Below are 20,755 nucleotides of genomic sequence, written 5' to 3' on the forward strand. Positions count from 1 at the left end.
GGATTAAGCTTCGTAATAATAAGTTTATCATTAACAACATCTATTTTTTCAACGCCCTCTATTCTTTCAATTTTATGCGTTGCTATTGCCGGTATATCATTGAGCTTACTGCTATACTCACGTCAATATGACAATCCGATATTTACCTATTTTCTGTATGAAAAAGGCGTACGCGTTTTTAATCATCATAGTGGAAACGTTTATTTTATATCATTTAATAAGATAGAATATATTTATAAATATCACGCAGGAATAAATCCCAATGGGAAAATTAACGCAATGGCATTCCGCACATCAAAAAACCAGCCTTGGAACATTATCATTAATAATATCACTAATGCATACCCTCTCATAAACACCATAATCCATCAGCAGGTTATGAATGTCGGATTAATAAGTTTAAATAGATTATCACAAAGTAAAACAATCGTATTTGACATCGTACAAGGAAATGATGTTTGGTTAAAGTCACTAATATTTAATATTATTAAAATGAAAAAAATACAAATAGACACCATCCCACTCTCACTGAGTGCTCACTCATTAGTGACTGCAAAAGGTACTATTAATATTGAGGATATACAGCGTATAGAAACCTTGCGTGAAGCACATCATGATAAAATACGATTATTTGACGCGAAAGATAACGTACTATTTTCAATAGACTACTCATCTCTTATCAGTGCTGATCTTTTTATTGCCCTGCTGGAACACATGATACAGAACCGAATACCAGCCTATTATGGCTAGCTAAACTATTCTTGCTGGATACGTATAGCTGTTGGTGGTAAGCCAATCTGCAAAATAGCTGGTTGATAAGTGCTTTGCCCTTCAATTTTACTCGCGATAACTTTAGCCAATAAAAAACCCAACCCCGCACCGGAAATAGCCCCCAGAGCAGTAAAGGCATCGGTAATAAATAAAGCCTGAAACAAAGCACCACCAGCAATTAATCCGACTAATGGGGTCAAATAAACCAAAGCAGCGGAACGTAATAAGCTACCTTCACTGATCCCAACTTCAACCTTTTGCCCTGGTTCAAGGGGTTGTGAAATTGCTATTTTTAACTGATGCTCTGATTCTGGCCCCAATTCATTTAAAAGATGGCTGCCACATCCAGTACGAGCATTACAACTTCCACAACCAGAATGTGGTTCACAACGTAAAAGTGCTACCCCATTTTGCCATGAGATAACTGTTGCCCATTCCTTCATCATTTTGCAGACTCCAAAACGATACTATCGGCAATACGCTTCGCAGTTGAAGGCGGTAACTCACCGACTACTGTGATCTCTACATTGTTACGTGCTTCTGTATGAACCGTGCGACGCCCTTGGCGCAGTGATTGTTCGGAAGGCGCATCTTTGCCAGCAGGATTGACATTCACCGAAAAGCTAAACAAACCATCAGAGTAGAGCCGTGATTCCGTTGGTGTATCCATATTAGGCAATGTGCGGCGACTACGCGAAACCTCAGTAACCCCTTCAGGCAACCAACGCGGAGTCCAAGCAAAATCCACCTTATTTTTTGCTGGTAAAGCTAGCAACGGCGGTAAAGGCAGCTTTAATACACCTCGCAGAATCTCCTGAATAGGCTCGCCGACAGCAAAAGAAATCACACGAAATTGCTCAAGTGTTTCACCATCACGATCCAACAGATCTATCCGCATCGGTAGTTTTGTTGTCTCATCCATCCAAATAATATAGCTATATCGAGTACTATCACGGGCAACCACGCGAATAACCTGACATGGCCTATCGGCAATACGGGCGCGGCCTAGTGCGATATAGTTATAATATTTTGATAGCTTGTCAAAATCGGGGAATACAACGGAAGGTAAAGCATCAACAATATGCTCACCGCTCAACGTAAAAGAATCAAACCCTGGCTCGAAATAACTTATCTCGTCACCACGCTGTATGATCTCGGTACGCGGGCCATCCATGCGTAGCAATTGCGCTAACGTTTTTTTATCCAGGATGGCATGGCGATAGCGAAGAGAATCAATCCCTTGCTTGTTAACGTTTATATACGATAGCTCATAATTGAGCGATTGGCTGGCAGCACTCATGTCCTGCAACATTGCTATCGGCGCTGTTTCCGCCGCAGCAATTGTTGGCATGAACAGGCTGCCCGCCATTAAACAGACGGAGAACCAAAATTGCTTCATTACTGCTGCTGCATTCCTAAGGACTGAGTTCCAGGGACCTGAATAGCGGCTTGCGTAGATGCTGAAGGTACCTGCGACACATCAGTTTGCGGCAAACGACGTTGCAATTCAAAATCTTGCAATTGCGTCATCATATTAACACGACGGCGTTGCTCTTGAACTTGATGCTGTTGAGACGTTCCGAAAGAACCATCAGCAGGTACACCAAAACTGACAGGTGATGCTTTACCCATCATCGGTAATGTATTAAAGGCGGGTGCTTCTGGCTGTAAACTGCCGGATGCCGGTTGGTTATACTGCTGAACACCCACAATAACTGCAAGAGAAACACACGCAGCAACCCCAACCTGGGTAATCTGGCTGGCCCATGGGCGAACTTTTTGCCAGAAAGGCATTTTCTGCCAGACATGAGGTTGTGGCTGAGATTCAGGCACAGCAATAGGAACAAAACGAGCAGGCTCATTTTTGAGCGCCTCTGCGACACGGCTGGCGATATCCAGATGCAAGACTTCACCAACGTCCCCCCGCAGGGTATCACGGATTAAATGATAGCTCTGCCAGCTTTGCTGTAGCGCTTTATCTTTGGATAAAGACCCCATCAGCTCACTATCAAGAGTTTCTCCGTCCATCAGAGCGGAAAGCTTTTCTTTCTGCATGCCAAATACCCTTTATTTGTCCGCTTATCGCTGAATCAGCGGCTGAACTTTGTTATCGATAGCCTCTCTGGCACGGAAGATACGGGAACGAACAGTACCGACCGGACAGTCCATAATTACAGCTATCTCTTCATAGCTTAGACCATCTAACTCCCTGAGTGTAATCGCCATCCGGAGATCTTCAGGAAGTGACTCTATGGTTTTAAAAACTATCTGCCTCAATTCCTCTGACAACATTAAGTTCTCAGGGTTCGATATTTCTTTCAATGCACCCGCATTTTCGTAATTTTCAGCATCATTTGCATCTACATCACTGGATGGCGGGCGCCGACCCTGAGCGACTAAATAATTTTTCGCCGTATTAACAGCAATACGGTACAACCAGGTATAAAAAGCACTATCGCCACGAAACGATTCCAGGGCGCGATAGGCCTTAATAAAAGATTCTTGAACTACATCAGGGACATCGCCCTGAGGTACGTATCGGGATACGAGGCTCGCAACCTTATGCTGGTATCGAATTACCAGTAAATTGAACGATTGCTGATCACCTTTCTGGACCCGTTCAACCAGCATCTGATCCGTTAACTGCTCGCTCATCCGAGGTGAACTCTCCCGAAATCTATCCCCACGCTAAAAGTAGTACTGCCAGCCATATCTTTATTTTCCTGAGCAAGCACACGCTTGGAGTTTATAAAATTTGCAAAGTTCCATGTTGCCAGATTATTTGTCTGAATATTCTTTAGACATCTTATAGCCATAGCTTTTGCTCTGGCAGATAGGCTAACATGAATTTCACTCTTCTTCTGCACACATCATACGATATGCAATCATCATCTGAACACGTTAGCGATGTATTGATCATCGGGAGTGGCGCTGCCGGTTTATCACTGGCTTTACGTCTTGCGCCACATTGTAAAGTCACCGTTCTGAGCAAAGGACCACTAAATGAAGGCGCCACTTTTTACGCTCAGGGAGGTATTGCCGCCGTTTTTGATGAAACTGACAGCATCAGTTCACATGTCGATGACACCCTGATCGCCGGAGCAGGACTTTGCGACAAAGAAGCCGTCGAGTTTATCGCCAGCAACGCCCGCTCTTGTGTGCAATGGCTGATTGATCAAGGTGTTCTTTTTGATACCGAAACCAATGCCAGTGGCGAAGAACGTTATCACCTTACCCGAGAAGGTGGTCATAGCCATCGCCGTATACTACATACCGCGGATGCTACAGGTAAAGAAGTAGAGACCACCCTGGTGGGCAAAGCAAGGGCTCATCCGAACATTTTAGTTAAAGAGCGCTGCAATGCAGTCGATCTTATCACGTCCAATAAAATTGGTCTGCCGGGGACAAAACGCGTCGTTGGCGCTTATATCTGGAACCGCGAATTAGAGAAAGTTGAGACTTTTCGAGCCAAATCTGTCGTGTTAGCGACAGGCGGTGCCGCAAAAGTTTACCAATACACCACCAACCCGGATATTTCCTCCGGTGATGGTATTGCCATGGCATGGCGTGCTGGTTGTCGGGTTGCCAATCTGGAGTTTAACCAGTTCCATCCTACTTGCCTGTTCCATCCGCAAGCTCGCAACTTTTTACTGACCGAAGCCTTACGTGGCGAAGGTGCCTACCTAAAACGCCCAGATGGCAGCCGTTTCATGCTCGATTTTGATGCCCGGGGCGAACTCGCACCACGAGATATCGTCGCGCGCGCCATCGACCACGAAATGAAACGCCTTGGCGCGGATTGTATGTACCTCGATATCAGCCATAAACCCACAGATTTCGTGATGCAGCACTTCCCGATGATCTACGAAAAACTGCTGTCATTGGGTATCGACCTGACTAAAGAAGCCATTCCAATCGTCCCAGCGGCACATTATACCTGCGGCGGCGTAATGGTCGATCAGCACGGTCGCACGGATCTCGACGGGTTATATGCGATTGGCGAAGTCAGCTATACCGGCTTACATGGCGCTAACCGCATGGCGTCTAACTCGTTGCTTGAATGCCTGGTCTATGGCTGGTCTGCGGCTGAAGATATTCTTGTGCGTTTACCGACGGCCAAGCTGGCTCCGCATTTACCAGACTGGGACGAAAGCCGTGTTGATAACTCCGATGAACGTGTTGTCATCCAACATAACTGGCACGAATTGCGCTTATTTATGTGGGATTACGTCGGCATTGTACGTACAACCAAACGCTTAGAGCGGGCCTTACGTCGCATAACAACATTACAGCAGGAAATTGATGAATATTATGCCAATTTCCGTATCTCGAATAACCTGCTGGAATTGCGTAATCTGGTACAAGTTGCTGAGCTAATAGTGCGTTGTGCTATGGAGCGCAAAGAGAGTCGCGGGTTGCATTACACCCTTGACTACCCAGAGCAACTTGATAATCCAAAACCGACCATTCTCCATCCATAATACCATTCAGGGCGCACATATTTTGTGAGTACCATATTTTGTGAACACCATATTTTGTAAACACAAAATATCGCGCCCTGCTTCCCCTTTTTATTCGCTTTCACAACCCGCTAGTAGTTTAAGTAAAAATCGCTGATTAGTGCGCAGAACTCAGGTGAATACACCCCTTCCGATTGACGTAAATCCAGTTGCTGGAATTCAGTCTCACCAGCCTGGCGTGATAGCGTTAGCAACATGCGATGTAATGGTTTGCCAGGGCGATCTCTGATATCAACCTGACAACGAATAAACCAATTTTGCTGCACGGCAAGACGAGACAGCTCCCCGCCTAAATCGTGAGGTAAAACCACACAAAAGATACCGTCTGCTGTGATAAGCTTCTCCGCACAGTTTAGTAAAGCATCGTGAGTTAAGGAGCCAGTGTAACGTGCGGTATCCCGAGCTTCATCACGACAGGCGACCGCCGGAGCAAAATAAGGTGGGTTACTGACAATCAGGTCATACTGATGAAGATGGTTTTCAGCAAACTGATGTACATCTTGCTGATAAATATGAATACGATCCGCCCACGGCGATTGTGCTGCGTTGCTGCTTGCTTGTTGCGCCGCCTCAGGTTCCAGCTCTACACCATCAATCATGACTTCGGGTGTCGAACGCTGGGCCATCATCAAAGCAATAAGCCCGCTGCCGCAGCCAATATCCAGCACTTTGCGCGCTTTTTCTACCGGTGCCCAAGCACCAAGCAGGACACCATCTGTGCCCACTTTCATCGCGCAGCGATCATGTGCCACAAAGAATTGTTTAAAAGTGAAACCACCACCGCGTAACATCGGTTTTTTTTTCAATTGCTCGCCCACATTAGTCACCAGAACCTATAACCGGCGTAGCATAGGACAATATGATTGAAGGGAAAAGACATCATTACCGCTTAAACAGGTGAAGAATTCGGCTAACCCGTCTATAATCGGCGCCCCAAGTAGAGGAAGACCATGACTGTAACCAATTTTTCCGAACTCGATCTCGATGAACGCCTGATTGACGCACTGCGCGACAAAGGCTATGAGCGCCCGACTGCCATTCAAGCTGCGGCTATTCCGCCAGCTATGGATGGGCGTGATGTATTGGGTTCGGCACCAACAGGTACCGGCAAAACTGCCGCCTTTTTGCTGCCCGCCTTGCAGCATTTGCTGGATTTCCCACGCAAAAAATCTGGCCCCCCACGGATTTTGATCCTGACGCCAACTCGTGAGTTAGCCATGCAAGTGGCAGATCAAGCCCGTGAGCTTGCCAAGCATACCCAACTGGACATCGCGACCATCACCGGTGGTGTCGCTTATATGAACCACGCGGAAGTCTTTAGTGAGAATCAGGATATTGTGGTGGCGACAACTGGCCGCTTGCTGCAATACATCAAAGAAGAAAACTTTGACTGTCGGGCGGTAGAAACGCTGATTCTGGACGAAGCTGACCGTATGCTTGATATGGGCTTCGCCCAGGATATTGAAACTATCTCGGCAGAAACCCGCTGGCGCAAGCAGACTTTACTCTTTTCGGCCACACTGGAAGGTGAAGCTATCCGTGAGTTTGCGGAGCGCATCCTGACTGAGCCGGTAGAGCTGGAAGCTGACCCATCACGCCGTGAGCGTAAAAAAATTCAGCAATGGTACTACCGCGCAGACAATATTGAGCACAAAACTGCCTTGCTCGTGCATTTGCTGAAGCAACCAGAAGTACAGAAATCCATTATTTTTGTGCGTACCCGTGAGAAGGTACATCAACTGGTCAGTTGGCTACGCGAGGCTGGAATTAATGCCTGGTTCCTTGAGGGCGAAATGGTTCAGGCCAAACGTACCGAAGCCGTGATTCGTTTAAGCGATGGCCGGGTTAACGTTCTGGTTGCAACTGATGTGGCTTCGCGCGGCCTGGATATCGACGATATCAGCCACGTGTTCAACTTTGATTTGCCGCTGACTGCTGACGTCTACCTTCACCGTATTGGTCGTACTGGCCGTGCAGGGCGTAAAGGAGTTGCTATTTCCCTGGTTGAAGCGCATGACCATTTATTGCTGGGCAGAATAGGCCGTTATCTGAAAGAGCCATTGAAGCCACGAGTGATTGATGAGCTACGGCCAACCAGTAAAGCGCCGAGCGAGAAAAGCACAGGTAAACCGTCTAAAAAGGTTTTAGCGAAACGTAAAGAGCTAAAAGAAGCCAGTAAAGAAAAAGTGAAGGTTAAGGTTCGCCATCGCGATGCTAAGAATGTGGGTAAGCGCCGTAAGCCAAAGGACAAGCCCGATAGCAAGAGTGCGAGTTAATTCTGCACCCTGACAAAAAAGCCGCTTATCAACAGCGGCTTTTTTATTTGTTATCAAACGGATTCAAGCTACAGGACCTGATTTTACAGTGAAGTGCTACTTTTAGGCATTTCAGCCCAAAGCAGGCCGTTCAAACACTATTGCTGGTAAACCTCTGCAAGTTTTTTGCCGCGCAGCCAGGCATTCAATTGCTGATATTTTTGCTGCATTTCAGCACCTTGAATGTTCAGCGGCGTCATCGCTAAATACTGTTGGAATGTCGCGCCCTGCTTATTACGGGCTTTAGGGTCAGCACCTGCTTTGAGCAAACGCAAAGCTAAATCCGGTGCATTGCTTTTACCTGCTAAATGTAACGGCGTATCGCCCACACGATCAGCAATATTCGGATCAACACCGGCGACCAACAACAGGATCACCTGGATCTCGCGCCCCGCCATGATAGCAGCCGCTAAAGGCGTTGCGAGTGTCACACTATTTCTGGCATCAGGCCGAATGTTATTTTTAAGTAGAATTTGCATGTAATGCGCATCTTGCACAGTGGCAGCGGTGTGCCAGGTGGTATCACCCTGCATTCCGGGCTGAAAAGGATCTGCATGTTCTTGCAACAATGCCGCCAAACTTTCAGGTTGTTGATTGAGAATAGCCCATTGCATCAGTGTCACGGCCTGCTCACCTTGCTGTTGCAACAACGATTTAGTGGCTAACTGATGGATCTGTTGCACATTGCCATGAACAACCGCATCTGCAATTGGCATAACCAGCGGATCGGTAAACGCGATATTAATCTCTGTCATTGCCTGCCCCTCAAAACTGATTAATGGCATCAAAACACCGTAGATAGCGTAACGCAAATGGCGTTTCACCCTCATTGTCAGTGTTGATTCAGGCATACTGCCGCTCCCAAGGTTGTTGTTCATTCATGGAACTGAGCACTTTATCAATACCATGCGCCGCAAGGCTACGTTCGAGGTGTTTGTGTGGCAGCCAGTCATTTACCCCCGTCAGTTTATCGCTATTAGCCAATGTGATCTTATGGCCAATTGCATCAGGAATGAGTGAGGTTGACTCCTGAGTATCCGTCAATAAGTCATGTTGCTCACTATAACGGCGTATGCCACCACTTTCCGCCGCCTGACGTGCCTGAGCAGGATTCATGCCCAAACGATTTAATGTGTGGTCAGAAACACCGGCGGCATTAAATGTTACAGCAAAAGCCCCACTGGCTAATGCAGCCGTGGCTGCCAGCCCACCGCCCAATGAATGCCCGGTAATGACTAGTGCATCACCAAATGCCATTTTGGCGGTTTTCCCCAGAGCAACAGCCTGATTATATTGAACATCCTCATAACCTGTTGCTTGCCGGATATTACTTAACCAATCCTGAATATCATTAGTGCCCGCGAAAGAGAGCACATATTGTTGGTTATCACTGTAAATCCCAGCCTGAAACCCTGAAGCAGTATCCGATAGGCTCGCCGGATCTATTCCCGCCGAAAGTAACGCGGTATCACTCAACCGTGTAAACCCGCCAATGCTTCCCGCAGCAGGAGCGTAAACATCTTTCGCGAGTAATGCTAATGAATAGTCCGCGTGCTGTGATCCTGGTCCACTTGATATAGGTATATTGTCGCCAGCAGCTAAAACACGTTCACCACGTGATACACCAAGGTGGGTCAGCATGCTGTAATAAAGATCATTACCTGCCTGAGGAGGAGTTCGAGGGGTGGGCTCCCTTTGCAGCTTGTCCGTAGAGCCGACAGCAGTGGAGTTCTTTTCCTTGACCTGTTCCATTGGTTTTATTTGGCTCATCAATCCTGCTGATAGAACAGGCCTGACCAAACTGACAGATATACTCATGCCAACTCCTTGTCGATAGATAATTCCAATATTGAGTCAGCCTCAATAACTTTATCTATCGACACATCGGATGAGTTCTTAAATGAAACTGGTAAGATTTATTTATGTAAATTAAATATTGTGATCTCAGTCTAACTTCAGGATGAATAAATTGCAGGAACAAAAAAGGGAGCCACAGAGGCTCCCTTCATAATTCGAAACTTAATTACTTTGACAAAAATTACAGGCTTTCAGTGAAAGTACGAGTAATCACATCGCGTTGCTGTTCTGGTGTCAGTGAGTTGAAACGTACAGCATAGCCGGATACACGAATCGTCAACTGAGGATATTTTTCTGGATGTTTGACTGCATCTTCCAGTGTTTCGCGGCGCAGAACGTTTACGTTCAAATGCTGACCACCTTCAACACGCACCGTTGGTTGTACTTCCAACGGAATTTCACGATATTCGATCTGGCCTAACTCACTTGCCGGAACAATTTGATCTTCTGCGTAGCCAGCTTTCGCGCAAACGCAGCGCAGTTCAGATTTTTCATCATCCAACAGCCAGAAAGAGTTCAGCAAGGCTTCATTGTTAGCTTTAGTAATTTGAATACCAGTAATCATTTGGTGCCTCCGTAATACGGCTATAAATTCCAAGGGGGAGAAACTATCTTGGTTATTTGGTAAAACCATTGTTGTCTTATTGTTCTATATACCAGTCGGACCGCCGTGATTCTTTGACTTAAATCAATCTTTCAACCACCGCGACAATCACGACACTGGCAAATTTATGTTTTATATCAATTTTATCAATCTGACTCGGAGCAATTTTTTTTGTAAATTTTCAACATTTTTTGTATTTAATGGTCAAAAAAACATCATTACATCACAGACTCAGGTTTAGCGGTTTCACTCGCAGGTTTGAACCGGTAAGCTAGTGCACATCAATATCTTACCGAAACCAAGGAGAGTGTTTATGTCCGCCTCCCTTACCTGGCACGATGTGATCGGCCAGGAAAAAGAACAGCCTTACTTTAAAGATACGCTGGCCTATGTGGCAGCTGAGCGCAATGCTGGCAAAACCATTTATCCGGCACAACACGATGTCTTTAATGCTTTTCGCCTGACTGAATTGGATCAGGTCAAAGTGGTTATTTTGGGCCAAGACCCATACCATGGTCCTAATCAAGCCCATGGATTATCATTCTCTGTCTTACCAGGCGTCCCAGCACCGCCCTCTTTGGTCAATATCTACAAAGAGCTGGCTACTGATATTCCCGGCTTCCAACGCCCCAATCATGGTTTCTTACAAAGCTGGGCCGAGCAAGGGGTATTGCTACTCAATACCGTGTTAACGGTTGAAGCGGGCAATGCGCACTCACATGCCAACCTTGGCTGGGAAACCTTTACCGATAAAGTCATTGCAGCACTGAATGAACATCGTGATGGTGTGATTTTTATGTTGTGGGGAGCACATGCTCAGAAAAAGGGCCGTATCATTGATACCCAGCGCCATTTTATTTTAAAAGCCCCACATCCATCACCGCTCTCCGCACATCGCGGTTTTCTTGGCTGTAAGCACTTTTCGCAAGCAAACCAAATCTTGCAGCAGCAGGGTCAGCAACCAATTGACTGGCAACCTAAATTGCCAACGGCTGAATAAAACGTCATTTACTGAAGAAAACAAACAAAAAAGGCACCCGCAAAGGTGCCTTTCCACATCAGGACACCTTAAGCTTTCGCTTTAGATACCGCGACCATCGCCGGACGTAACAAACGGCCATTCAGCGTATAACCTTTCTGCATCACCATCATGACGTGATTTGGTTCGTGATCTGCAGATTCAAGCATCGTCATTGCCTGATGAACTTCAGGGTTAAACGGCACGTTAGTCTCACTGACAACCTGGATACCGTATTTACCGACAGCATCAAGCAATGATTTTAGGGTCAGTTCGACGCCTTCTATCATTGCTGTCAATTCAGCATTGGTTTTGTCGGCAGTATCCAGCGCGCGCTCCAGATTGTCGATCACCGGCAATAATTCGGATGAGAATTTTTCTAACGCAAATTTATGCGCTTTTTCAACATCCTGTTCGGTACGACGACGGATATTCTCAACTTCAGCCTTGGCGCGTAGCAAGCTTTCGCGCTCACGCTGTACAGCTGCAGCCAACTGCGCTTCAAGCTCGGCAACACGCGGATCTACACCTTCACCCGTCTCTTGTGTCGCTTCCACTTGCTGCTCTGCTGTATTTTCCATTTCTTCCGAGACTTGCTCGTTTGGTGTTTTCTGTTCTTTACTACTCATGGATATCTCCGCGTTTTAGCATTAATCTCGCTACTTGGCTTATTATGGGGATCAAAACCGGGGATTCAAGGGAACCGGTCATAATGTGGGGTAAAAGACACCCCATTGAGGAAAATCACGGCAATGAATAATAAAAGATTCAATTGTATTGGTATTGTCGGTCACCCACGGCACCCGGCCGCACTTGCCACCCATGAAATGCTCTACCACTGGTTAAACGCCAGAGGTTATGACGTTATGGTGGAACAACAGATTGCTAAGGATCTCAATTTAACCAACGCCGTTACCGGTAGTTTGGCTGATATAGGCCAAAAAGCTGATTTGGCCGTCGTGGTCGGCGGTGACGGCAATATGCTGGGCGCTGCTCGGGTATTGGCCCGCTATGATATCAAAGTGATCGGTGTCAACCGAGGCAATCTGGGCTTTTTGACCGATTTAGATCCCGATAATGCTCAACAACAGCTTTCCGATGTGCTGGAAGGCGAATATCTCAGCGAACAACGTTTCTTGCTGGAAGCGCAAGTCACGCGAACAAATCAACAAAGCCGCATCAGTACAGCAATCAATGAAGTGGTTTTGCATCCGGGTAAAGTCGCCCATATGATTGAATTCGAAGTATATATTGATAATCGCTTCGCATTCTCCCAACGTTCAGATGGCTTAATTATCGCCACACCTACCGGTTCTACCGCTTATTCGCTCTCGGCGGGTGGCCCTATATTGACACCAACGCTGGATGCCATCGTTTTGGTTCCCATGTTCCCGCACACTCTGACTGCTCGCCCGCTGGTTATTAATAGTAGCAGTACCATCCGCCTTAAGTTTTCCCAAATCACCAGTGACCTGGAAATTAGTTGCGATAGCCAGATAGCACTGCCGATTCAGGAAGGGGAAGAGGTTTTAATTCGGCGCAGTGATTTCCACCTCAATCTTATTCACCCCAAGGACTACAGTTATTTCAACACGTTAAGTACAAAGCTGGGTTGGTCAAAAAAATTATTCTAAAAAGTGCATCAGGGACTTTACTGTACATAAAACCAGTTTATACTGTATTCAAATACAGTCATGTGTTTATGTACAGGAGATTTACCATGCTGACCCAATTAACCATCAGTAATTTTGCGATTGTGCGTGAGTTAGAAATTGATTTTCAACCTGGAATGACGGCAATTACTGGTGAGACAGGGGCAGGTAAATCCATTGCCATAGATGCATTGGGGTTATGCCTTGGCAGCCGCTCAGACGGCAATATGGTACGTTTGGGGGCAACCCGTGCTGACATTTGTGCTCGTTTCTCATTAGCAGACACCCCATCAGCCCGACAATGGCTGGAAGACAATCATCTGGATGACAGCAACGAATGTTTGCTGCGACGTGCTATTGGCACTGATGGCCGCTCAAGAGGGTTTATTAACGGAACAGCCGTGCCGTTATCCCAATTACGGGAACTGGGCCAGCATTTGATTCAAATCCACGGCCAGCATGCTCATCAACTGTTGCTAAGACCTGACCATCAAAAGCAATTGCTCGATGCTTACGCAAACCAATCTGTCCTGCTCACTGAAATGAAAGCTGCCTACCAAATCTGGCATCAAAGCTGCCGTGCACTGGCACAGCATCAGCAACAATCACTGGAACGTAATGCTCGTCATGAGCTATTGCAATATCAGTTAAAAGAGCTGAACTCATTTGCCCCACAAGCCGGGGAATATGAACAAATTGATGTCGAATATAAGCGTCTGGCAAACAGTGGCCAGTTGTTATCACTCAGCCAACAAACCCTACAGTTATTGTCTGATGATGAGCAGAATAATATTCTCAGCCAACTCTACTCAGCCAAGCAGCAACTCACTGAGTTGGCAGGAATGGATGAGCAATTTAATAATTTGCTGAATATGCTGGAAGAGGCCTCGATCCAAATCAGTGAAGCCAGTGATGAATTACGTCATTATGCCGAACAATTTGATATGGATCCGAATCGTCTGTATGAACTGGAACAGCGGTTATCTCGTCAATTAAATCTGGCTCGTAAACACCATGTTACGCCGGAAGAGTTACCACAATTTCATAAACAACTACTGGATGAGCAAGAACAGCTCTCACAACAAGAAAATGATCACGAGCAACTCAGCCATGCAGTAAATACTCACTATCAGCATGCATTAGCTATCGCCAGGCGGTTACATGAAGAACGTCAACATTATGCTGACGAATTGGCAGCGCTGATCACCGAAAGCATGCACGAACTGTCCATGCCACATGGCAAATTCACAATTGAAACGTTGTTTGAGCCTGAGCATCTGAGTGCTGAAGGGGCTACCCGAGTCGAATTCTGTGTTACCACAAACCCCGGCCAACCATTGCAACCGCTGGCTAAAGTTGCCTCAGGTGGTGAGCTTTCTCGCATCGCATTGGCTATTCAGGTCATTACAGCGCGTAAAATGGACACGCCTGCACTTATCTTTGATGAAGTCGATGTAGGTATCAGTGGGCCAACAGCAGCCATAGTGGGTCGCCTGTTACGCCAGTTGGGTGAATCCACTCAAGTTATGTGTGTCACTCACCTACCGCAAGTAGCGGGTTGTGGTCATCAACATTTCTTTGTGAGTAAACAAACTGATGGCACTGAAACTGAAACTCATATGCATCGGTTAGATAAAAAAGCCCGTTTACAAGAGTTGGCGCGCCTTCTGGGCGGTAGTGAAGTGACGAAAAACACCTTGGCAAATGCAAAAGAATTGCTCGCAGCGTAGAAAAGATTAACTTTTTTCCTTTCCAGAGGTCATACAGGTGCCCTGTAAAGGTTTCCAACTGCTGCAAGGTCTATTATCATCGTCATCCTACGCCCTAAAGGAATGTGATTACTATGCGCTGTAAAATGCTGACTGCCGCCGCTGTGATGCTTGCAATGCTTACTGCGGGTTGTTCAACGCTGGAGAAGGTGGTCTACCGGCCTGATATTAATCAGGGTAACTATTTATCACCTAATGACGCGTCCAAAATTCATAAGGGTATGACACAGCAACAAGTGGCGTATACCCTAGGCACGCCAATGCTGCAGGACCCGTTTGGCACTAAAACCTGGTTCTACGTATTCCGTCAGCAACCTGGTCACGAGAAAGTCACACAACAAACATTAACGTTGACCTTCGATAGCAGTGGTGTACTAACCGATATCAAAAATGAACCAACGTTAGCAGGAAATTAAGTTATCCGAAGATTGCAGAGCAGATTGAGGGAACGAATGCTGATTAGGGTCTTAGGCGAAAAGTCTAATTATTGCTTATGCAACCACCTGGCAGCACACGTTTTTCTTCAACGCAGTCCAGGGCTACCACAAAGAAATAAGGCGCAGACTGTGCCTTATTTCTTTGCTTGTTCAGCGCGCTGCCGGCGCAGTTCTTTTGGATCTGCAATTAATGGGCGATATATCTCAACCCGATCCCCATCATTAAGCTTATCACCAAGCTTCACCGGGCGGCTGTAGACACCCACTTTATTCTTTGTGAGATCAATATCAGAGCGCAACTCAAGCAGACCTGAAGCTTTAATTGCCTCTTCAACTGTGGTTCCAGCCTCAAGAGAAACAGTACGCAAATATTGGCGTTCAGGTAAGGCATAAACTACCTCAACGTGAATATCAGACACTGTAAACCTCTTTCGCTCGTTGGGTGAATGCTTGCACCATATTACCGGCTAATTCTTTGAATATTTTACCAAAAGCTAACTCAATCAGCTTGTTAGTAAATTCAAAATCAAGGTGCAATTCAACCTTGCAAGCATCCGCACTTAATGGCGTAAAATGCCATCCACCCATTAATTTACGAAACGGCCCATCAACCAGTTGCATATCAATACTCTGGTTATCAGTGAGTGTATTGCGTGTCGTGAAAGTTTTGCTTATTCCGGCCTTAGCAACATCGACGGCAGCCGTCATTTCATTTTCAGTAGCATCAAGTACCCGACTTCCAGTACAACCCGGTAAAAACTCTGGATAAGAGCGAACATCATTAACCAGTTGATACATCTGTTCTACGCTAAATGGCACCAACGCAGAGCGGCTAATTTGTGGCATAACATTTCCTGTGAGACATAAAACGCACTGATAATACCATTTATCCACCGCCAGACAAAAAATCTGCTAGTCATTCCTCGCAACAAATGAGACAAAATGCACAGGCATCCTGCGGGAAAGGATTTCATTCGCCTCCGCATACAGTATAATGATCAACACTATGACAAAGAAAAAAGCATACAAACCCGGTTCCGCAACCATTGCGCAAAACAAACGTGCCCGCCATGAATACTTCATTGAAGAAGAGTTCGAGGCAGGCCTTTCATTGCAAGGTTGGGAAGTAAAATCTCTACGTGCTGGCAAAGCCAACATTAGTGATAGCTACGTAACCTTTAGAAACGGTGAGGCATTTTTATTTGGTGCCACCATTACACCGTTAAACGTGGCATCGACACATGTTGTCTGCGAACCCATGCGCACCCGTAAACTGCTACTAAACAAACGCGAACTAGATTCGTTGATTGGTAAAGTTAATCGCGACGGATTTACTGTAGTTGCCCTTTCCGTATATTGGAAAAATGCTTGGGTTAAAGTTAAAATCGGTGTCGCCAAAGGTAAAAAAGACCACGATAAACGTGATGACATTAAAGATCGTGAGTGGAAGTTAGACAAAGCGCGCATCATGAAGCACGCAAATCGTTAAGTGACTGGCTTAGCAGGACATAGTTCTGTTATACTAGCGAAGTTCTTTGGGGCTGATTCTGGATTCGACGGGATTCGCGAAACCCAAGGTGCATGCCGAGGTGCGGTGGCCTCGTAAAAAACCGCAAAAAAAATAATTGCAAACGACTCGCAATACGAATCTGCTGCTTTAGCAGCTTAATCAGCCTAAGAAACTGAAGATTCCCTCTCTCCCTAGCCTCCGCTCTTAGGACGGGGATCAAGAGAGGTCAAACCTAAAAGAGATCGCGTGGACACCTTGCCTGGGGTGAAAGCGTTAAACCCAATCAGGATAGTTTGTTAGTGGCGTGTCCGTCCGCAGCTAACCGGCGAATGTAATGACTGGACTAAGCATGTAGTGCCGACGGCGTAGTAATTTCGGACGGGGGTTCAAATCCCCCCAGCTCCACCACTTTTAGTTTTACCGAAGTATAGTAAAGTCTACTAAGCCCGCATGGAACCAGCCTTGCGGGCTTTTTTACGTCTATAGTAGTCTACTGAGAATTGCTAGAAACCACTACTTATGGCACCCTCCTTGGGACCCTACACAAAGGGTCCAAAACTTGAGGGTCCCAAAATGGCAAAACTCGCAAAAAAACTCACGGATACTGAAATCAAAAGCGCTAAACCTGCAGACAAAGAAATCAACTTGTTTGACGGTGATGGCCTAATGCTAAGAATCGCCCCCCTCTCAAGGGGTGGAAAGAAAAATTGGTATTTCAGGTATGCAGTGCCAGTAACTAAAAAGCGAACAAAGGTAAGCCTCGGAACCTACCCCCACCTCACGTTAGCAAGAGCAAGAGCTTTGCGGGATGAATACCTATCTTTACTTGCCAATGGCATCGATCCACAAGTCCATAACAACGATAAGGCTAATGCATTAAAGGATGCTACTGAGCACACACTCCAAGCCGTTGCTCGAAAGTGGTTAGATGAGAAGGTAAAGACATCTGGTATATCCAAAGACCATGCAGTAGACATCTGGCGCAGTCTTGAACGAAATATTTTCCCCGGTCTGGGGAATGTCCCTATCAAAGAAATCCGACCTAAATTATTGAAGCAGCATCTTGACCCCATTGAACAACGCGGTGTATTGGAAACCCTGCGCCGAATCATTTCCCGCCTGAATGAAATCTTCCGCTGGGCAGCGACAGAAGAACTTATTGAGTTTAATCCTGCTGATAATCTCGGTCAGCGTTTTAGTAAACCTAAAAAGCAAAATATGCCCGCCCTTCCCCCCAGCGAACTACCAAGATTTATGGCTGCACTGGCTAATGCTTCCATACGGCTGGAAACACGTATGCTGATTGAATGGCAATTGCTTACTTGGGTTCGCCCCGGAGAGGCTGTTCGTGCGCGTTGGGCTGACATCGATACAGAGAACAAAATCTGGAACATCCCCCCTGAATTTATGAAGATGAAACGTCCTCATAAGGTGCCGCTCAGCAAAGAAGCTCTTCGTATACTCGAAAATATGCAGCCTATCAGCAGCCATCGTGAGTGGGTATTTCCCAGCATAAAAACTCCGCTGACCCATATGCATGAGCAAACAGCCAATGCAGCGTTAATCCGTATGGGTTTAGGTGGTGAATTGGTTGCCCACGGTATGCGATCTATCGCAAGAACAGCAGCAGAGGAATGCGGTAAGTTCAGAACAGAAGTTCTTGAATCGGCTTTGGCTCATACCAAAAGCACTGAGATTATAGCCGCTTACAATCGTGCAGAGTATCTCGTCGAAAGAGCAGATCTTATGCAATGGTGGGGGGATTATATTCAAGTGCAGAAACATAAGGCTATTGCTGCGTGATAGTGATGCGATCCTATTACTCCAACAACGTCTGTGTTAAATGAGTAATGATACCCAAGCAAAAGTTTACGATCGTAGTTTTCGTGCGATGGCTTGTCGCACGCATTGATTAAATCAAGTTTGTGGTCAAAGGACGGTGTAGAACGCCAGATGAGCCATCAAGAGCGTAGCTCTGTGTGCAGCTTATATCCACAACTCCGCGCATATTGATGAACGTAGACTAATGATTGAGTTGTGGACTGATTATCTTGAGATGAATGCGACAAATCCGATCAAACCATTTGATTATAATGGAAACAGAAATTAAGTTTATTAAGTGTAATGATACAATAAGAAGCTTATAAAAGTATTAGTAATCAATTAAACATTTTTATAACTTATTGATTTTTAAAAGTGTATATTCTTACAAGGAAACCTAATGAATATTGAGACAATACACATCAGTAATTTGCTCCTTGACTTGGATAATCCTCGCTTTCCACGAATTGTTGAGAGTCAGCGTGAAGCAATAAATTTAATGCTTGAAATCCAATCAGATAAGATTGAGTTCCTTGCTAAGGATATTGCTGAGCATGGTTTAGATCCTTCAGAACGACTGATTGTCTACAAGAACGAAATTTCTGATGATGAAACCTCATTTACAGTAGCGGAAGGTAATCGACGCATAACGGCTTTGAAACTGCTCAATGAACCTGAGCTATCTGATCATGAGAAAGTTATCACTCGGTTCAAGAAAATCCTTCAAACAAACCCAGAGCTGCCTGAAAATGTAGATTGTGTTGTTTTTGATGACCCTGACGAGTTTGAGCATTGGATAAGTTTGAAACATAGTGGTCAAAATAACGGTGTGGGTAGAGTCCGTTGGGATACTAAGGAACAAGAGAGGTATTTATCCAAAAATGGTGTTTTATCTTTCGGTAGCCAATTTTTGAAATTTATAGAGAATGAATCCAGTTTTGGCGAAGACATTACATCGAAATTTAAATTGTTAAAATTAACTAATATTACTCGACTTCTTGGTGATCCCGCAGTTAGAGAGGTGTTGGCCTTAGAAGTTTCAGAAGGAAAGTTATTCTGTTCACAAAAAAAAGAACGATTTATTATTGAAATATCTAAACTTATTCGAGCGATGCAGGAAATAGATGATAAAGGAAAAGTGATATTTACTGTAAATAAGATTAGACATAAAAGTGATCGCAGAGATGTCATTAATGAGCTTTCAATAACAAAACCGGAAGAGAAATTAGGTAAGTATTGGGAGCTAGCAAATCCAAAATCATACAAACCAGAAGAAAAAAAAGTGGAGTCTGTGGAGGCATTTTCTGGAGGAAATCCTAATGAAGGAATAAATAATGATAGACCAACTAACTCTGAAAATATAAATCCACAGATAAATGACGATCAAGAGAAAGAAAAACCACAAAAGAATGATAAAGATCATAAGGAAAATATCACTGTAAAGCCAAACCCTAATAGGAATAACTTAATCCCAAGCAATGTTAAGTTCAACATCAGTAATAAAAAATGTAAAAAAATATATGACGAACTTAAAGGACGTCTGAGACATGATGACTGCCCTATGGCTATATCTGTTTTGTTCCGAGTGTTCTTAGAACTTTCATTAATATGTTATTTAGAGAAAAATAGTATAGTTCTGAAAAAACAACAACAAGGACTACATGATAAAGTTGTTGCCGTCAGCAATGATCTTAAATTAAAGAATATCTTGAGCAATAGTGAAGTCTCATCAGTTCAATCAGTGTCTTCAAGCATCACTCAGAGTCAAGGATCCTTACAGCAGTATATGCATAATAAAGATACGTTACCCGATAAAAGTTCTTTAAATACGCATTTCGATAACTTGTACTGTCTTTTTTCAGCAATTTGGCGATGATATTAGCTGTTTTGGCCTCCTCAAGAGTCAGGGGTGGCCAAGATAAGCAAAATATGTTAGAGTTTTTTTGATTTTTGAAAATAAATTTATAGTGAGACATATGGCATTCTATACTCCATTAAGATATCCGGGTGGTAAGGGCAAATTAGCCTATTATTTAAAAGGGCTTATAAAACATAATGCTCTTCTTGATTGCCACTATATCGAACCTTTTGCAGGTGGTGCTGGAGTCGCTCTCGAATTATTAATGCAAGAATATGTTAGGAAAATCACTATTAATGACATAGATCCTGCGATCTATGCTTTCTGGTATTCAGTATTAAATCATACAGAAGAGTTGTGTGATAAAATAAATAGCATCTCTGTTTCTATAGAAACGTGGAATGAACAAAAATTGATTTTAGCGTCAGATAAGCACAAGAACATTCTAGAACTTGGCTTTTCTGCATTCTTTTTAAATAGAACAAATCGTTCTGGTATCCTAAATGCGGGAGTTATTGGAGGGAAATCTCAATCAGGCAAGTGGACATTAGATGTAAGGTTTAATAAAAAAGACTTAATCGATAGAATAAAAAAAATAGCAAGATATAAAGATAGAATAATAA

At 44.8% G+C, this 20,755-nt stretch carries 22 protein-coding genes and 1 other RNA gene; 12 read left to right on the top strand and 11 right to left on the bottom strand.

The window, feature by feature from the left end; genetic code table 11:
* Positions 1-750, top strand: a 750-nt coding sequence (locus HU019_RS18455; protein WP_235921494.1) for a hypothetical protein, incomplete at its 5' end; no start/stop codon positions are given.
* Between the two features lie 5 nt (positions 751-755).
* Here the strand turns inward: HU019_RS18455 and rseC are convergent.
* Genes rseC through rpoE form a run of 4 tightly spaced genes read right to left on the bottom strand, consistent with a single transcriptional unit; the run spans position 756 to position 3,426 of the window.
* Entirely contained in the window at positions 756-1,217 is a 462-nt protein-coding gene (gene rseC / locus HU019_RS18460; protein WP_174848502.1) for a SoxR-reducing system protein RseC, read from the bottom strand.
* Positions 1,214-2,170 carry a sigma-E factor regulatory protein RseB gene (gene rseB, locus HU019_RS18465; protein ID WP_174848501.1) on the bottom strand — a complete coding sequence of 319 codons (957 nt, stop codon included), beginning with the start codon at positions 2,168-2,170 and terminating at the stop codon, positions 1,214-1,216. Before rseB ends, rseC begins: the two co-directional genes overlap by 4 nt.
* Complete coding sequence (rseA, locus tag HU019_RS18470) at positions 2,170-2,826, bottom strand: anti-sigma-E factor RseA (protein ID WP_174848500.1); 657 nt, start codon at positions 2,824-2,826, stop codon at positions 2,170-2,172. Before rseA ends, rseB begins: the two co-directional genes overlap by 1 nt.
* Before the next feature lie 24 nt (positions 2,827-2,850).
* Positions 2,851-3,426, bottom strand: a complete 576-nt coding sequence (rpoE, locus tag HU019_RS18475; RefSeq protein WP_005159396.1) for an RNA polymerase sigma factor RpoE — start codon at positions 3,424-3,426, stop codon at positions 2,851-2,853.
* Positions 3,427-3,650: 224 nt separating this feature from the next.
* Here rpoE and nadB point away from each other — a divergent pair, with 224 nt between their 5' ends.
* Positions 3,651-5,252 carry an L-aspartate oxidase gene (gene nadB, locus HU019_RS18480; RefSeq protein WP_174848499.1) on the top strand — a complete coding sequence of 534 codons (1,602 nt, stop codon included), beginning with the start codon at positions 3,651-3,653 and terminating at the stop codon, positions 5,250-5,252.
* Positions 5,253-5,362: 110 nt separating this feature from the next.
* Here the strand turns inward: nadB and trmN are convergent, their stop codons facing one another.
* Entirely contained in the window at positions 5,363-6,109 is a 747-nt protein-coding gene (gene trmN, locus HU019_RS18485; protein ID WP_174848498.1) for a tRNA(1)(Val) (adenine(37)-N(6))-methyltransferase TrmN, read from the bottom strand.
* A 132-nt stretch (positions 6,110-6,241) separates the two neighbouring features.
* Here trmN and srmB point away from each other — a divergent pair, with 132 nt between their 5' ends.
* Positions 6,242-7,567, top strand: a complete 1,326-nt coding sequence (srmB, locus tag HU019_RS18490) for an ATP-dependent RNA helicase SrmB (RefSeq protein ID WP_174848497.1) — start codon at positions 6,242-6,244, stop codon at positions 7,565-7,567.
* Positions 7,568-7,704: 137 nt separating this feature from the next.
* Here srmB and HU019_RS18495 read toward each other — a convergent pair whose 3' ends face one another.
* The 3 genes from HU019_RS18495 to grcA all read right to left on the bottom strand — a co-directional run bounded on the left by HU019_RS18495 (position 7,705) and on the right by grcA (position 10,028).
* Positions 7,705-8,361 carry an ankyrin repeat domain-containing protein gene (locus HU019_RS18495; RefSeq protein ID WP_174848546.1) on the bottom strand — a complete coding sequence of 219 codons (657 nt, stop codon included), beginning with the start codon at positions 8,359-8,361 and terminating at the stop codon, positions 7,705-7,707.
* Between the two features lie 88 nt (positions 8,362-8,449).
* Positions 8,450-9,424 carry a DUF2974 domain-containing protein gene (locus HU019_RS18500; RefSeq protein ID WP_174848496.1) on the bottom strand — a complete coding sequence of 325 codons (975 nt, stop codon included), beginning with the start codon at positions 9,422-9,424 and terminating at the stop codon, positions 8,450-8,452.
* 220 nt (positions 9,425-9,644) lie between these two features.
* Positions 9,645-10,028 carry an autonomous glycyl radical cofactor GrcA gene (gene grcA, locus HU019_RS18505; protein WP_050076445.1) on the bottom strand — a complete coding sequence of 128 codons (384 nt, stop codon included), beginning with the start codon at positions 10,026-10,028 and terminating at the stop codon, positions 9,645-9,647.
* A 352-nt stretch (positions 10,029-10,380) separates the two neighbouring features.
* Here grcA and ung point away from each other — a divergent pair, with 352 nt between their 5' ends.
* Entirely contained in the window at positions 10,381-11,067 is a 687-nt protein-coding gene (gene ung / locus HU019_RS18510; protein ID WP_174848495.1) for a uracil-DNA glycosylase, read from the top strand.
* A gap of 68 nt (positions 11,068-11,135) precedes the next feature.
* Here ung and grpE read toward each other — a convergent pair whose 3' ends face one another.
* Positions 11,136-11,714, bottom strand: coding sequence for a nucleotide exchange factor GrpE (gene grpE / locus HU019_RS18515; protein ID WP_174848494.1), 579 nt, complete (start codon positions 11,712-11,714; stop codon positions 11,136-11,138).
* 123 nt (positions 11,715-11,837) lie between these two features.
* Between grpE and nadK the strand changes: the two genes are divergently transcribed.
* The 3 genes from nadK to bamE all read left to right on the top strand — a co-directional run bounded on the left by nadK (position 11,838) and on the right by bamE (position 14,922).
* A complete protein-coding gene (gene nadK / locus HU019_RS18520; RefSeq protein ID WP_174848493.1) occupies positions 11,838-12,719 on the top strand; it encodes an NAD(+) kinase in 882 nt (293 codons plus the stop codon).
* Positions 12,720-12,805: 86 nt separating this feature from the next.
* Complete coding sequence (gene recN, locus HU019_RS18525; RefSeq protein WP_174848492.1) at positions 12,806-14,467, top strand: DNA repair protein RecN; 1,662 nt, start codon at positions 12,806-12,808, stop codon at positions 14,465-14,467.
* Between the two features lie 113 nt (positions 14,468-14,580).
* On the top strand, positions 14,581-14,922 hold the full coding sequence (bamE, locus tag HU019_RS18530; RefSeq protein ID WP_019212230.1) for an outer membrane protein assembly factor BamE: 342 nt from the start codon (positions 14,581-14,583) through the stop codon (positions 14,920-14,922).
* Positions 14,923-15,077: 155 nt separating this feature from the next.
* Here bamE and HU019_RS18535 read toward each other — a convergent pair whose 3' ends face one another.
* Entirely contained in the window at positions 15,078-15,362 is a 285-nt protein-coding gene (locus HU019_RS18535; RefSeq protein WP_174848491.1) for an RnfH family protein, read from the bottom strand.
* Entirely contained in the window at positions 15,355-15,789 is a 435-nt protein-coding gene (locus HU019_RS18540; RefSeq protein ID WP_011815744.1) for a type II toxin-antitoxin system RatA family toxin, read from the bottom strand. Before HU019_RS18540 ends, HU019_RS18535 begins: the two co-directional genes overlap by 8 nt.
* A 160-nt stretch (positions 15,790-15,949) precedes the next feature.
* On the opposite strand from HU019_RS18540, the gene smpB reads away from it, so the two are divergent.
* The 5 genes from smpB to HU019_RS18565 all read left to right on the top strand — a co-directional run.
* Positions 15,950-16,432, top strand: a complete 483-nt coding sequence (gene smpB, locus HU019_RS18545; protein WP_005166313.1) for an SsrA-binding protein SmpB — start codon at positions 15,950-15,952, stop codon at positions 16,430-16,432.
* Positions 16,433-16,480: 48 nt separating this feature from the next.
* Positions 16,481-16,861: a transfer-messenger RNA gene (ssrA, locus tag HU019_RS18550) on the top strand.
* A gap of 165 nt (positions 16,862-17,026) precedes the next feature.
* Complete coding sequence (locus HU019_RS18555) at positions 17,027-18,256, top strand: integrase domain-containing protein (protein ID WP_174848490.1); 1,230 nt, start codon at positions 17,027-17,029, stop codon at positions 18,254-18,256.
* Positions 18,257-18,674: 418 nt separating this feature from the next.
* On the top strand, positions 18,675-20,150 hold the full coding sequence (locus tag HU019_RS18560) for a hypothetical protein (protein ID WP_174848489.1): 1,476 nt from the start codon (positions 18,675-18,677) through the stop codon (positions 20,148-20,150).
* A 100-nt stretch (positions 20,151-20,250) separates the two neighbouring features.
* Positions 20,251-20,755, top strand: a 505-nt coding sequence (locus tag HU019_RS18565) for a DNA adenine methylase (RefSeq protein WP_174850511.1), incomplete at its 3' end; no start/stop codon positions are given.

This window comes from Yersinia artesiana (genome assembly GCF_902726545.1).
Taxonomy (GTDB): Bacteria; Pseudomonadota; Gammaproteobacteria; order Enterobacterales; family Enterobacteriaceae; genus Yersinia; species Yersinia artesiana.

Excerpts from the sequence above, each read along its gene's own strand:
- rseC (WP_174848502.1), bottom strand. The coding sequence starts at position 1,217 with ATGATGAAGGAATGGGCAACAGTTATCTCATGGCAAAATGGGGTAGCA.
- rseB (WP_174848501.1), bottom strand. The coding sequence starts at position 2,170 with ATGAAGCAATTTTGGTTCTCCGTCTGTTTAATGGCGGGCAGCCTGTTC.
- rseA (WP_174848500.1), bottom strand. The coding sequence starts at position 2,826 with ATGCAGAAAGAAAAGCTTTCCGCTCTGATGGACGGAGAAACTCTTGAT.
- rpoE (WP_005159396.1), bottom strand. The coding sequence starts at position 3,426 with ATGAGCGAGCAGTTAACGGATCAGATGCTGGTTGAACGGGTCCAGAAA.
- nadB (WP_174848499.1), top strand. The coding sequence starts at position 3,651 with ATGCAATCATCATCTGAACACGTTAGCGATGTATTGATCATCGGGAGT.
- srmB (WP_174848497.1), top strand. The coding sequence starts at position 6,242 with ATGACTGTAACCAATTTTTCCGAACTCGATCTCGATGAACGCCTGATT.
- HU019_RS18495 (WP_174848546.1), bottom strand. The coding sequence starts at position 8,361 with ATGACAGAGATTAATATCGCGTTTACCGATCCGCTGGTTATGCCAATT.
- HU019_RS18500 (WP_174848496.1), bottom strand. The coding sequence starts at position 9,424 with ATGAGTATATCTGTCAGTTTGGTCAGGCCTGTTCTATCAGCAGGATTG.
- grcA (WP_050076445.1), bottom strand. The coding sequence starts at position 10,028 with ATGATTACTGGTATTCAAATTACTAAAGCTAACAATGAAGCCTTGCTG.
- ung (WP_174848495.1), top strand. The coding sequence starts at position 10,381 with ATGTCCGCCTCCCTTACCTGGCACGATGTGATCGGCCAGGAAAAAGAA.
- grpE (WP_174848494.1), bottom strand. The coding sequence starts at position 11,714 with ATGAGTAGTAAAGAACAGAAAACACCAAACGAGCAAGTCTCGGAAGAA.
- nadK (WP_174848493.1), top strand. The coding sequence starts at position 11,838 with ATGAATAATAAAAGATTCAATTGTATTGGTATTGTCGGTCACCCACGG.
- recN (WP_174848492.1), top strand. The coding sequence starts at position 12,806 with ATGCTGACCCAATTAACCATCAGTAATTTTGCGATTGTGCGTGAGTTA.
- bamE (WP_019212230.1), top strand. The coding sequence starts at position 14,581 with ATGCGCTGTAAAATGCTGACTGCCGCCGCTGTGATGCTTGCAATGCTT.
- HU019_RS18540 (WP_011815744.1), bottom strand. The coding sequence starts at position 15,789 with ATGCCACAAATTAGCCGCTCTGCGTTGGTGCCATTTAGCGTAGAACAG.
- smpB (WP_005166313.1), top strand. The coding sequence starts at position 15,950 with ATGACAAAGAAAAAAGCATACAAACCCGGTTCCGCAACCATTGCGCAA.
- HU019_RS18555 (WP_174848490.1), top strand. The coding sequence starts at position 17,027 with ATGGCAAAACTCGCAAAAAAACTCACGGATACTGAAATCAAAAGCGCT.
- HU019_RS18560 (WP_174848489.1), top strand. The coding sequence starts at position 18,675 with ATGAATATTGAGACAATACACATCAGTAATTTGCTCCTTGACTTGGAT.